We start from the raw sequence: 12,285 nt of genomic DNA on the forward strand, positions 1-12,285 counted from the left end.
CCGGCTGCGGGGACTGCGTAGGCCAGTTCATCCCGCGCGCGCGGCCCAGCCCGTGGCCAGCGCATGCGCCCAGTCGCTGCGCCCGCGGCCAGCCGCCACCCGCGACTGCGCCAGGTGGTCGTAAGGTACGGCGCGCAGATCAACACGCCAGCCCGCGCCGGTTTTCTCGGCGATGGCATAACGCGCGTGCGGCGCGCCGTTTTCCACGACGTGCGGATGCGGGTGGGCGTCGTCATAGGCCTGCAAGCCCACGCTTCCGGGGTTGACGATGAGCACATCGCCGCACTGCACCAAACGCGGCACATGGGTGTGGCCGCACAGGACCAGTGAATGCCCGGCCTGCGCTGTGGCGCCCAGGCGCTCGCGCACCTCATCGGCCGTGGCCGGGCGTATGCCCGTGGCGTGGCCCGCGCCAAAACCAGCAACGGTGGTTTCCAGCCAGTAGATCAGGTCGCTGGCCGGCGCGCCGTGGCACAACAGGATGTCGCCGCCGGCCAGCTCCAGGCTTTCGGGCAGCGAGCGTATCCATGCCAGCTGCGCCGAACCGAGCTGGGCCGCCGTGTAGCCGTCGGTGCCCAGGGGGTCCAGGTACTGGCCCTGGTCGATCAGCTCCAGCACCTGCCGTTCGTGGTTGCCGCGAATCGTGGGAAAGCCGCGCGCCATCAGCAAATCAGCCGTTTCGGCCGGCTGCAGCGGCCCGCTGAGGATGTCGCCGAGGTTCACAACCTGGTCCACGCCCTGACGCTCGATGTCGGCCAGCACGGCCTCCAGCGCCGGCAGGTTGCCGTGGATGTCGGAGATGGCGGCGAGTTTCATGGCACTGATTGTGCAACGCCTCAGCCCAGGCCGCGCACCACGTTCATCGCCTCTTCCACGCGCTCCACCGCGTGGATGGTCAGGCCCTCGATGGGCTTTTTGGGCGCGTTGGCTTTGGGCACCACGGCCACGCTAAAGCCCAGCTTGGCGGCTTCCTTCAGGCGCTCCTGGCCGCGTGGGGCCGGCCGCACCTCGCCGGCAAGGCCGACCTCGCCAAAGGCGATAAAGCCCTTGGGCAGCGGCTTGCCGCGCAGGGACGAGGTAATGGCCAGCATCACGGACAGGTCGGCGGCCGGCTCGCTGATGCGCACGCCGCCCACGGCGTTGACGAACACGTCCTGGTCCATGCAGGCCACGCCCGCATGGCGGTGCAGCACGGCCAGCAGCATGGCCAGGCGGTCGCGGTCCAGGCCCACCGAGAGGCGCCGCGGGCTGGGCCCGCCGTTGTCGACCAGCGCCTGGATTTCGACCAGCATGGGGCGCGTGCCTTCCAGTGTGACCAGCACGCAGCTGCCGGGCACCGGTTCACTGTGCTGGCTCAAAAAGATGGCGCTCGGATTGGCCACGCCCTTGAGGCCTTTTTCGGTCATGGCGAACACGCCGATCTCGTTGACCGCGCCGAAGCGGTTCTTGATGGCGCGCACCAGGCGAAAACTCGAATGCGTGTCGCCTTCAAAGTAGAGCACGGTGTCCACCATGTGCTCAAGCACACGCGGGCCGGCCAGCGCGCCCTCTTTGGTCACATGGCCGACCAGCACGATGCACACGCCGCTGGACTTGGCCGCGCGCGTGAGGTGGGCCGCGCATTCGCGCACCTGCGCGACCGAGCCGGGCGCGGAGGTCAGCTGGTCGGAATACACGGTCTGGATGGAGTCGATCACGGCGATCGCCGGCTGGGTGGCTTCCAGCGTGGCGAGGATTTTTTCAAGCTGGATCTCGGCCAGCACCTTGACCTGCGAGCCGTCCAGCCCGAGCCGGCGTGAGCGCAGCGCCACCTGCGCGCCGCTTTCTTCACCGGTCACATACAGGGTGTTGAGCCCAGCGCGCTGCAGCGAATCAAGCGCCTGCAGCAGCAGCGTGGATTTGCCGATGCCCGGGTCGCCGCCTATCAGCACCACGCCGCCTTCAACGATGCCGCCGCCGAGCACGCGGTCCAGCTCTTCGTGGCCGGTGGGCGTGCGCTCCATGTCGGTGGCTTCGATGTCGGACAGGGCGGTCACGTCGGAGGCCTTGGCCAGTGACTGGAACTGGCTGCTGTAGCGGTTCTTGGCCGGCGCACCGCTCTCGGCGGCCGATTCGACCAGGGTGTTCCAGGCATTGCAGTGCGGGCACTTGCCCAGCCACTTGGGGCTGCTGCCGCCGCATTCGCTGCAGGTGTAAATCGTCTTGTCTTTGGCCATACGTGATATTACTGTATAAATAACCAGGTTTTGGGCTTCATGATGATGCGGGAGGCGCCTGCCTGAATCCCGCCTGCTCAGCATAATTGCGCGCTTGCACAGACAATGGCTTTTCGCTCTTTGTGTATTTCCCCGCCGCCCCGCCCCCCATCGCTTTCTTGAGGACACAGCACCATGAACATCTCGCGCCGCCAGCTCATACAGTCTTCCAGCGCCGCCGCCCTGCTCGCCGGCATAGGCCGCCAAGCCTGGGCCCAGGCCCTTGACAGCACCAAGGTCATCGCCGGTTTCGCGCCCGGCGGCACCGCCGACATCGTCTCGCGCCGCGTGGCCGACAAGCTGCACCCCGGCTATGCCAAAAGCGCGGTGGTCGAGAACAAGACCGGCGCGGGCGGGCAGATCGCCGTGCAGTTCGTCAAGACGGCCGCGCCCGACGGCGCGACGGTGCTGCTCACGCCCATGTCCATGCTGGGCATCTACCCGCACACTTACAAGAAGCTGCCTTACGACCCGGTGGCCGACCTGACGCCGGTCTCGGCCGCGGCGATTTTTGACTACGGCTTTGCCGTCGGCCCCATGGTGCCGGCCAGCGTCAAGACCGTGCCCGACTTCCTCGCCTGGTGCAAGGCCAACCCCGGCCAGGCCAACTTCGGCTCGCCGGCGGCCGGCTCCTCGCCGCACTTCATAGGCGCGCTGCTGGGCCGTGCCGGCAATGTCGACCTGCGCCACGTCGCCTTCCGCGGCACGCAGCCCGCGGTGCTGGACATGGTGGGCGGGCAGATCGCCGCCGTGTCGGGCCCCACCGGCGAATTCACCCAGCATGTGGCGGCCGGCAAATGCCGTTTGCTCTCCACCAGCGGCCCCAAACGCAGCCGCTTCACGCCCAACACGCCCACGCTTGTGGAGCAGGGTTTCAAGGACATGGCCTTCACCGAATGGTTTGGCTTTTTCCTGCCGGCCAAGGCGCCGCAGGATGTGGTGCAGCGCCTGAATGCCGGCATACGCGGCGCGCTGGCCTCGCAGGACGTGATCGACGGGCTGGCCGTGTCCTTCCTGGAGCCGGCGCCCACCTCGCCGGCCCAGCTCGCCGCCATGCTCAAGGCCGACACCGAGCTCTGGGGCCCGCTCGTGAAAGCCGTCGGCTTTACGCCGGAAGGCTAAGCCCGCCGCTGATGGGCAGGTGCCGCCCTTTACGCCGGGCGGCCTTTTTTTGTGATCAAGAGAACCATGGGCAGCAACATGAAGGTATGTATTTACGGCGCAGGCGCCATAGGCGGCTGGATAGGCATGGGCCTGGCGCGCGCCGGCTGCAGCGTCAGCGTGGTGGCGCGCGGCGGCACACTCGAGGCCTTGCAGCTGCACAGCCTCAGGCTCAACCAGGGTGGCACGGTCAGCTCGCAGGCCGTGGCCTCCAGCGCCCGGCCGGCCGAGCTTGGCGTGCAGGACATGGTGGTGCTGGCCGTCAAGGCGCCCTCGCTGCCCGAGGTCGCGCGCCAGATCGCTCCGCTGTTGGGCCCGGACACCCTGGTGCTGACCGCCATGAACGGCGTGCCCTGGTGGTTTTTGCAAGGCTTTGGCGGCACGCTGGCCGGCCAGCGCCTCAGCTCCGTGGACCCCTCGGGCGAGATCGCCGAGGCGATCCCGGCCCGGCACATCGTCGGCTGCGTGGTGCACGCGAGCTGCTCGCTCGACGAGCCCGGCCAGGTGCACCACCACTTCGGCAACAAACTCATCATTGGCGAGCCTTCGGGCGAAAAAACCGCCCGCGTGCTGCAACTGGCCGCGCTGCTCGAAAAAGCCGGCTTCGAAGCCCCGGTGTCGGACCAGATCCAGAAAGACATCTGGTTCAAGCTCTGGGGCAATATGACGGCCAACCCGATCAGCGCGTTGACCGGCGCGACCATGGACCGCGTGCTCGACGACGAACTCGTGACCGCCTTTACCCACAGCATCATGCTGGAGGCCAAGGAGATCGGCGCGCGCATAGGCATTCCCATTAACCAGACCCCGGAGGAGCGCCACGTCATCACGCGCAAGCTGGGCGCCTTCAAGACCTCCATGCTGCAAGACGTGGAGGCCGGCAAGCCCGTTGAGCTCGACGCACTGGTGAGCGCCGTGCGCGAATTGGGCCAGTTGACGGCCGTGCCCACGCCCTCTACCAACGCCCTGCTGGGCCTGGCGCGGCTGCAGGCGCGGGTCAAGGGCCTGTACTGACATCTCTCCTTTCGCTTTCACTCACCACCACTTTTCAGGAGACAGCATGAAACATATAGGCGTCATAGGCGCATCAGGCATGATGGGCCACGGCATCGCGCGCAACCTGCTGGCCAAAGGCTTCACCCTCAGCCTGACCGTGCACCGCAACAGGGAGCGCGTAGCCGACCTGCTGGCCGCGGGCGCCAAACAGGCGTTCGGCCCGGCCGAACTCGGCACCTGCGACGCCGTCGTGATTTGCGTGACCGGCTCGCCCCAGGTAGAAGAAACCTTGCTGAGCCCCAACGGCGTGCTGTCCAAGGCCAGGGCCGGCCTGGTCGTGATCGACACCTCGACCAGCGAGCCCGAGTCCACGCGCCGCCTGGCCGCTTTGTGCGCGCAGCATGGCGCCACGCTGGTCGACGCGCCGCTGGCGCGCACGCCGGTGGAGGCCGAACTCGGCAAGCTCAACACCATGGTGGGCGCCGAGCAGGCGGTGTTCGACAAAATCCGCCCCGTGCTGGCGGCTTACTGCGAAAACATCTTCCACGTGGGCGGCCCCAGCGCCGGCCATGTGGTCAAGCTGCTCAACAACTTCGTTGCCCAGGCCATCTGCACCGCCACCGCCGAAGCCTTTGCCGTGGGTGCGCTGGCCGGCATTGAACCGCAAAAACTGGTCGACGTGGTGTCGGCCGGCGCGGTGAATTCGGGCCTGTTCCAGGCCATGGCCAAGACCCTGGGCGGCGATTTTGCCGGCCTCAAGTTCGAGCTCGACAACGCGCGCAAGGACTTGCGCTACTACACCCACCTGGCCGAACTCATGAAAGTGCCGTCCCTGGTCGGCGAAGCCGTGCACCAGAGCCTGGTGACCGCCAGCGCGCTGGGCTACGGCAAGGAGTTTGTGCCGGCGCTGGTGAAGGCGCAGGAAAAGCTGACCGGCGCGAAGATCGCGCCGTAGTCAAGAACGCAGCCCGCTACAAGGCCTTGGCGTAAACCACAAAACCGGATTTTTCGGCCACCTGGTCGTACAGCCGCATGGCCGTGGTGTTGGTTTCGTGGGTTTGCCAGTACACCCGGTCGCAGCCCGCCTCCCTGGCTTGTTCATAGACGGCCTCGATCAAGGCCTTGCCGACGCCGCGGCCGCGCACCGATTCGGCGCTGAACAAATCCTGCAGGTAGCAGACCGGAACAATGCGGGTGCTGCTGCGGTGATACAGGTAGTGTGTGAGTCCGACAAGCTCGCCATTCCCCGATTCGGCGACCAGCGCATGCACCGGCTCATAGGCATCAAAAAACCGCGACCAGGTCATGGCGGTGATCTCGTCAGCCAGGGCGGTCGGGCCGGCTCGGCCGTAGAAGCGGTTGTAGCCGGCCCAGAGCGGGAGCCAGGCGGCGAAATCTGTTTTGCGGACGGGACGGATCGTGATGGCGGAGGTCATGGGTGATCGATCAGGCATTAAATTCCACAGGCCGGGTGGTGCCGGACTTTTTACGCACCACCACCGTGCCGGCCATCTTGTCATGCCAGCCCTGCTTGCGCGAATCAAAAGCCACCCAGAAAATGCCCAACCCCAGCGGGATGCAGGAAACAAAGTAACCGAGGTAGCGGATCAGCAGCTGGCCGGTGCTGGGGTTGTTGCCGGTGTTGGCGTCAACTATGCGCGCGGCAATCGCCATCTTTCCAGGGGTGGCCTGGCGCGCCATCCAGAACGCGACCACCGCCACCGCGGGTAGCACCCAGGAGATCAGGAAATCCAGGGGGCCGTGGACGAAGTTCGCGCCCTCCCAGTAGGCGTCGCCGTAAATCGCCGTCAGCAGCGGGTACACCACGATGCCCAGCAGCAGGGTGTCGATGACGGACGCCCAGACGCGGATCCAGAAGCCCGCGTATTCCAGTTCTTCCGATGCCATGGAAAACTCCAGTTGGAGAGGTTCTTTATTCGACCTGCACGGGCACGCGCTGCGCCAGCGCGCACATCAATTCATAGCCCACGGTGGCACCCGCCTGCGCGACTTCGTCGATGGGCAGTTCGGCGCCGCCTCCAGCGCGGCCCCACAGGGTGACTTCGCTGCCCATGCCCGCGGCGGGCACGGGCGTGAGGTCCACCGTGATCATGTCCATGCTGACGCGGCCCACCATGCGGGTGCGCACGCCGTTCACCAGCACGGGCGTGCCGGTGCTGCAGTGCCGCGGGTAGCCGTCGGCATAGCCGCAGGCCACGACGCCAATGCGCAGCGGGCCGTCGGCGGTAAAACTCGAGCCGTAGCCCACGGTGTCGCCGGCCTTGAGGTCCTGCACGCCGATGATTTTTGATGACAGTGTCATGGTGGGCTGCAAGCCCCAGCCGGCCGCCGTGTGTTCGGGGAAGTCGGGCGCGCTGCCGTAGACCAGGATGCCGGGCCGCACCCAGTCGGAGCGGCCGGCCAGTACGTCGCGGTGGCGCAGCGTGGCGGCGCTGTTGCTCAGCGTGCGCTCGCCCGGCAGGTCGTGCGTGACGGCGTCGAAGGCCTGCAGCGCCGCGCTGATGCCCTTGGGGCCGTCGGCGTCGGAGAAGTGCGTCATCAGCGTGATCTCCTCGACCTGCGGCAGCGCGTTGAGGCGCGTCCAGGCGGCGCGGTAGCGCTCGGGTGGAAAGCCCAGGCGGTTCATGCCCGAGTTCATCTTGAGGAACACGCGGTGCGGCAGCTGCGTCTTGTGGGCGGCCAGCATGTCGATCTGCTCAGTGCAGTGGATCGAATGCCACAGGCCCAGGCGCGAGCACAGCTCCAGGTCGCGCGCGTCAAAACACCCCTCCAACAGCAGGATGGGGCCGCGCCAGTCGAGCGCGCGCAGGCGCTGCGCCTCGGCCAGGTCCAGCAGCGCGAAACCGTCGGCGCTGCGCAGCGCGTCGAAGACGCGTTCTATGCCGTGGCCGTAAGCATTGGCCTTGACGACGGCCCAGACCTTGGCGTCGGGTGCGGCGGCGCGCGCAACGCCCAGGTTGTGGGCAAGCGCGGCGGTGTGGATGGTGGCAAGAATGGGACGTGGCATGGTGCGAAGAAGAAGTTGGTGCGAGCGGCGGCTTCAGCGGCCCGGTTGAGGCGGTGAACCGGTTCTAAGGGCTTTCTGCATTCTGACACCGCCCCCCATGCTATAAACCGGAATCGTCTGGAGACATTCATTCATATCTTGCAGCATCAGATCGGCTGATGCAGTGCCGCAATGACCACAACAGTTTAATGAAGCGCGGTTTTTACACCATCATGGCGGCCCAGTTTTTCAGCTCGCTGGCTGATAACGCGCTGTTTGTGGCCGCCGTGGAGCTGCTCAAGACCAGCGGGGCGCCCAAGTGGCAGCCGGCGGCGCTAGTGCCCATGTTTGCCTTGTTTTACGTGGTGTTGGCGCCTTTTGTGGGCGCTTTCGCCGATGCGCGGCCCAAGGGCAACGTGATGTTCGTGAGCAACGCGATCAAGGTGATCGGCTGCCTCATGATGCTGTTCGGCTCGCACCCGTTGCTGGCCTACGCCATCGTCGGGCTGGGCGCCGCCGCCTATTCGCCCGCCAAATACGGCATCCTGACCGAGCTGCTGCCGGCTTCGCAGCTCGTCAAGGCCAACGGCTGGATCGAGGGACTGACGATTTCCTCCATCATCCTGGGCGTGCTGCTGGGCGGCCAGCTGGTCGGCCACACGGTGTCCAACCTGCTGCTGTCCTTTGACTTCCCGATTCTCGAAACCGGCATAGACACTGCGCCCGAAGCAGCGATCGCCGTGCTGATTCTGCTGTACATCATCGCGGCCTGGTTCAACACCCGCATTCCCGACACCGGCGTCGAGATGCGGCCCATGCCACGCAACAAGCTTGAGCTGCTGCCCGACTTCTGGAACTGCAATTCGGCGCTGTGGCGCGACAAGCTGGGCCAGATCTCCCTGGCCACCACCACCTTGTTCTGGGGCGTTTCCGGCAACCTGCGCTACATCGTGCTGGCCTGGAGCGCCGCGGCCCTGGGCTACAGCACCTCGCAGGCCTCCTCGCTGGTCGGTGTGGTGGCCATAGGCACGGCCGTGGGCGCCGTGCTGGCCTCCATGCGCATGCGGCTGGACCAGGCCACCAGCGTGATGCCGCTGGGCATTGCCATGGGCCTGCTGGTCGTGCTGATGAATTTCATCGGCAGCGTCTGGGTGGCCGCGCCCTTCCTGATCCTGCTGGGCGGCCTGGGCGGCTTCCTGGTCGTGCCCATGAACGCGCTGCTGCAGCACCGCGGCCACAACCTCATGGGCGCGGGCCGCTCCATCGCGGTGCAGAACTTCAACGAACAGGCCTGCATCCTGAGCCTGGGCGCCTTCTACAGCCTGTCCACCGGCATGGGCTTGTCGGCCTTCGGCGCGATCACCGCCTTCGGCATCGTGGTGGCCGGCTTCATGTGGCTGATCCAGCGCTGGCACCAGCACAACCTTGTCAAACACAAGGAACAGGTCGACCACCTGCTGAGCATCGCCCGCAGCGATAAATCTCACTGATGGCGAAAGACATCCGCGGCGGACAATTTTCCGCCGGGCCGCCCCAAGGAAAATTAGCCCCCTCGGGGGGCAGCGCAGCACACGAAGTGGCAAGCGTGGGGGCAAAGGCAGTGCTGGCTCTCACATTCAATGCCTTCGTCTGGGGCGTGTCCTGGTGGCCGCTGCGCCAGCTGCAAAGCCTGGGCCTGCACCCGCTGTGGACCACGGCGCTGGTCTATGCGATTGTGGTGGCCGGGCTGCTGGTCTTGCTGCCGAAAGCCTGGCGAGGCTTTGCCGCGCATCCGCAGCTGTGGCTCCTGGCGGCGGGCGCGGGCCTGACCAATGTCGGCTTCAACTGGGCCGTGACCGTCGGCGACGTGGTGCGCGTGGTGCTGCTGTTCTACCTGATGCCGGCCTGGTCGGTGCTGGTGGCCTGGGCCATGCTGGGCGAAAAACCCACGCCGGCCTCGCTGCTGCGCCTGCTGCTGGCCATGGCCGGCGTGTTGATTGTGCTCAAGACGCCGGACTCCCCCTGGCCCGTGCCGCAAGGCGGGGCCGACTGGCTGGCCATCATGGGCGGCTTCAGCTTCGCGCTGACCAACGCCATGCTGCGCAAATCCAGGCACACGCTCGGTGAATCGCGCATGCTGGCCATGTTCGGCGGCAGCGGCCTGATGGCGGCTTGCGCCGCATTGGTCGGCATGTCGCAAGCCGTGGTGCCCGCGCCGGCTTTGGCGCTGGCGGGCATTCCGGTGGCGCTGGGGCTGGCGCTGGCTTTCATGGCCAGCAACGCCTGCCTGCAGTACGGCGCGGCGCGCCTGGCCGCCGGCACCACGGCCATCGTGATGCTGACCGAAATCCTGTTTGCCAGCCTGTCCTCGGCCGCGCTGGGCGCCGCCGAACTCACGCCGCGCATCCTGCTGGGAGGCAGCCTGATCGTGCTGGCCGCGCTGCTGGCGGCCATGGCGCCGTCAGCATCTGCCCAAACCGCGCCGGGCGGTGCAGAATCGCAGTAAACCGGCAACCGGGACGGCGCCGGCAACAACAGCACCAGGAGACACCCCATGAGCACCGTCTATGACTTTGAAGCGCGCCAGATCAACGGCCAGGACATTTCGCTGGCCGGGTTCAAGGGCAAGGTCATGCTGATCGTCAACACCGCCAGCAAATGCGGCTTCACGCCGCAGTTCGGCGGCCTCGAAGAGCTGCACAAGCAGTACGCGGGCAAGGGCCTGGCGGTGCTGGGTTTTCCCTGCAACCAGTTCGGCTCACAGGACCCGGGCGCCGACGGCGAAATCGAGTCCTTCTGCCAGGTCAACTACGGCGTGAGTTTCCCCATGATGTCCAAGATCGATGTCAACGGCCCGGCCGCGCACCCGCTCTACAAATGGCTGTCGGCCGAAGCGCCCGGCCTGCTGGGCAGCAAATCCATCAAGTGGAACTTCACCAAGTTCCTGGTCGGCAAGGACGGCAAGGTGATCCGGCGCTATGCGCCCACCGATAAACCCGCCGACCTGGCCAAGGATGTTGAAGCCGCACTCGCTGCCTGAGGCAGAGCCGCTCTGCGTGTAATTCAAGGAGGCTTGGGGCCGGCTTTGACGGTGCGCAAATAATCCGCCAGCGTGCGGCCCGCCTCGTGGCCCACGCGCTCGTCCAGCACGTCGATCGCGGCCATGCGGTCCACACGAAAGCTGCGAAAGTCCTGCCGGGCCTCGCACCAGGCGCCCAGCGTCCAGACGCTGCCCCAGTAAAAACAGCCCAGCGGCCAGAGCACACGCCGGCTTTCGCGCCCGGCCGCATCGAGATAGCGCACCCTCACCTTGCAGCGCGCATGCACCGCCTCGCGCAACAGCTGCAGGCTGCGCTGCGTGGCTTCATCGGGATTGATCACCACCGCATACAGCGGCACACCCTCGGCCGCCGCACGCGCCGTGGGCGGCAGCACCGAAAAAATCTTGCTCCAGGCCGCTTCCGCATCGCCCGCCATGGCCGGGTCCAGCCAGGCCTGGGCCAGCCGTACAGAGGCGGCCAGGGCATTGGCTTCCTTTTGCGTGAACATCAGCGGCGGCAGGTCAAAACCCGCGCCCAGCCGGTAACCCACGCCGGCCTCGCCCTCAATCGGCACCCCCTGGTGCTGCAGGTCGGCCACATCGCGGTAAATGGTGCGCTCCGACACCTCCAGCCGCTTCGCGAGAAATTCCGCCGTGCTCAGGCGGCGGCCGCGAATCAGCTGGACTAGATGGAAAAGGCGGTCGGCGCGGCGCATGGTGGGTTGAGTGATTTGAATGACCGCAGCTTACCGCGTGTCGAAATGGCCAACATACGCCATGCGCGGCTATAGTGCAGGCATCCATCTGCGCGCGTATTGCCCTCCGACAAACTGAGGAGACATCGTGGTGTTTCGTGGAACTTTCATACCCGTATAAATGAGTACAGCCTGTCCGAACTGACCTGACATGTTTAGCAACGTCAAGCTGAAAGCGGTGGCCCTCGGGGCGTTGGGCGGTTTTATTCTTCCGTATTTTGTTTCGTTCTGGTTCAAGGTGTCTTTCCTTGGGGATGTCAAACAAGCCCACATCGATTCACCGGACGTTGACTACACGGTGATGTACATTTTTTTGCTTGTGTTGGGACCGCTGGCCGGCGGCGCCATCGCGGCGCATGTCTCAAAGCATCAGCCCATCCTTCACGCGGTGCTGGCAGCACTCGTCGGGTGGGCTTTCTATGCCTGGCTGGGGTCTGGGCTTCTACTCGGAATTTTGTTCGTAGCCGTCGCGGCGGTTGGGGCACTAGGCTGGAAGAAAATACATGCCTGACCAGCCCAGGGGCGACTCCGACCTCGGTCGGTTGAAAGCGCCGCTGTTTCTTGTGCGCCTCTCACCTTGACGTCAGAGCGCAAGGAGTCTTTGCCACGATGCGAGCGTTTTTTCTCTTTTTTCCGAAGATTGCCCTGCTGTCAAGCATCGGCTTGTTCTGCCTTTGCCTGCTCGGCGACGGTTTCTACCCGTACGCATCGCGGCCTGGCAGCGCAATACCAGGGTGGCAGTTGTTCCTGTTTGGTTGGTCAGCGATTCCCCAAGGCGGCATTGCGTGGCTTGCGAATCCCGCGATTGGCGCAGCGTGGGCACTCTTTTTCCTGAAGCATCCCGGCCGGAGCGCAGGCCTGGCCGCCCTGGCACTTGCATTCATGATCAGCTTCCTGTTTGAGAGCAAAGTCACCTCGATCTATTCAGAAACCAGCACGTTTGTCGCTGAGTACGGGCCCGGCTACTGGTTGTGGGTTGCCTGCGCATCCACGCTGCTTCTCGGCAGCATCGTCGCGGCTCTGCCAACCGAGTTCCTGGATCAGGAAAGGAACGGCGCACCCTGACATTTCCCCCGGCACGAACAGCCAAGC

14 protein-coding genes are annotated in these 12,285 nt (G+C 65.7%); 8 read left to right on the plus strand and 6 right to left on the minus strand.

Annotated features, from left to right (window positions below):
* Window positions 1-27: 27 nt before the first annotated feature.
* The gene (locus BLQ85_RS16290; protein WP_074578286.1) at window positions 28-816 is read right to left on the minus strand and encodes a metallophosphoesterase family protein; all 789 of its coding nucleotides are present in this window, start codon (window positions 814-816) and stop codon (window positions 28-30) included.
* A gap of 20 nt (window positions 817-836) precedes the next feature.
* On the minus strand, window positions 837-2,216 hold the full coding sequence (gene radA, locus BLQ85_RS16295; protein ID WP_007873855.1) for a DNA repair protein RadA: 1,380 nt from the start codon (window positions 2,214-2,216) through the stop codon (window positions 837-839).
* Window positions 2,217-2,390: 174 nt separating this feature from the next.
* Here radA and BLQ85_RS16300 point away from each other — a divergent pair, with 174 nt between their 5' ends.
* The 3 genes from BLQ85_RS16300 (at window position 2,391) to BLQ85_RS16310 (ending at window position 5,367) form a co-directional block, all read left to right on the plus strand.
* A complete protein-coding gene (locus BLQ85_RS16300; RefSeq protein WP_007873854.1) occupies window positions 2,391-3,377 on the plus strand; it encodes a Bug family tripartite tricarboxylate transporter substrate binding protein in 987 nt (328 codons plus the stop codon).
* 78 nt (window positions 3,378-3,455) lie between these two features.
* Window positions 3,456-4,430, plus strand: a complete 975-nt coding sequence (locus BLQ85_RS16305; protein WP_074578595.1) for a 2-dehydropantoate 2-reductase — start codon at window positions 3,456-3,458, stop codon at window positions 4,428-4,430.
* Between the two features lie 46 nt (window positions 4,431-4,476).
* Window positions 4,477-5,367 (plus strand): NAD(P)-dependent oxidoreductase, encoded by an 891-nt coding sequence (locus tag BLQ85_RS16310; RefSeq protein WP_074578287.1) that lies wholly within the window; start codon window positions 4,477-4,479, stop codon window positions 5,365-5,367.
* 16 nt (window positions 5,368-5,383) lie between these two features.
* On the opposite strand, the gene BLQ85_RS16315 is transcribed toward BLQ85_RS16310, so the two are convergent.
* From BLQ85_RS16315 to alr, 3 genes are read right to left on the minus strand one after another with little or no spacing between them, the layout of a single operon-like run.
* The gene (locus BLQ85_RS16315) at window positions 5,384-5,848 is read right to left on the minus strand and encodes a GNAT family N-acetyltransferase (protein ID WP_074578288.1); all 465 of its coding nucleotides are present in this window, start codon (window positions 5,846-5,848) and stop codon (window positions 5,384-5,386) included.
* A gap of 10 nt (window positions 5,849-5,858) precedes the next feature.
* Entirely contained in the window at window positions 5,859-6,320 is a 462-nt protein-coding gene (locus BLQ85_RS16320; protein WP_074578289.1) for an RDD family protein, read from the minus strand.
* A gap of 25 nt (window positions 6,321-6,345) precedes the next feature.
* Window positions 6,346-7,440, minus strand: a complete 1,095-nt coding sequence (gene alr / locus BLQ85_RS16325) for an alanine racemase (protein ID WP_074578290.1) — start codon at window positions 7,438-7,440, stop codon at window positions 6,346-6,348.
* A gap of 188 nt (window positions 7,441-7,628) precedes the next feature.
* Here alr and lplT point away from each other — a divergent pair, with 188 nt between their 5' ends.
* The 3 genes from lplT (at window position 7,629) to BLQ85_RS16340 (ending at window position 10,438) form a co-directional block, all read left to right on the plus strand.
* Complete coding sequence (gene lplT / locus BLQ85_RS16330) at window positions 7,629-8,909, plus strand: lysophospholipid transporter LplT (RefSeq protein WP_074578597.1); 1,281 nt, start codon at window positions 7,629-7,631, stop codon at window positions 8,907-8,909.
* A gap of 110 nt (window positions 8,910-9,019) precedes the next feature.
* Complete coding sequence (locus BLQ85_RS16335; protein WP_254806456.1) at window positions 9,020-9,904, plus strand: DMT family transporter; 885 nt, start codon at window positions 9,020-9,022, stop codon at window positions 9,902-9,904.
* Window positions 9,905-9,952: 48 nt separating this feature from the next.
* Window positions 9,953-10,438 (plus strand): glutathione peroxidase, encoded by a 486-nt coding sequence (locus BLQ85_RS16340; RefSeq protein WP_074578292.1) that lies wholly within the window; start codon window positions 9,953-9,955, stop codon window positions 10,436-10,438.
* Between the two features lie 23 nt (window positions 10,439-10,461).
* Here the strand turns inward: BLQ85_RS16340 and BLQ85_RS16345 are convergent, their stop codons facing one another.
* Window positions 10,462-11,154, minus strand: a complete 693-nt coding sequence (locus BLQ85_RS16345) for a helix-turn-helix transcriptional regulator (protein ID WP_074578293.1) — start codon at window positions 11,152-11,154, stop codon at window positions 10,462-10,464.
* A 190-nt stretch (window positions 11,155-11,344) separates the two neighbouring features.
* Between BLQ85_RS16345 and BLQ85_RS16350 the strand changes: the two genes are divergently transcribed.
* On the plus strand, window positions 11,345-11,704 hold the full coding sequence (locus BLQ85_RS16350; RefSeq protein WP_074578294.1) for a hypothetical protein: 360 nt from the start codon (window positions 11,345-11,347) through the stop codon (window positions 11,702-11,704).
* 98 nt (window positions 11,705-11,802) lie between these two features.
* Window positions 11,803-12,258: a hypothetical protein gene (locus tag BLQ85_RS16355; RefSeq protein WP_074578295.1), complete on the plus strand. Its 456-nt coding sequence runs from the start codon at window positions 11,803-11,805 to the stop codon at window positions 12,256-12,258.
* Window positions 12,259-12,285 lie beyond the last annotated feature (27 nt).

The organism is Polaromonas sp. JS666 (assembly GCF_900103405.1).
In the GTDB taxonomy this organism is placed as follows: Bacteria; Pseudomonadota; Gammaproteobacteria; order Burkholderiales; family Burkholderiaceae_C; genus Polaromonas.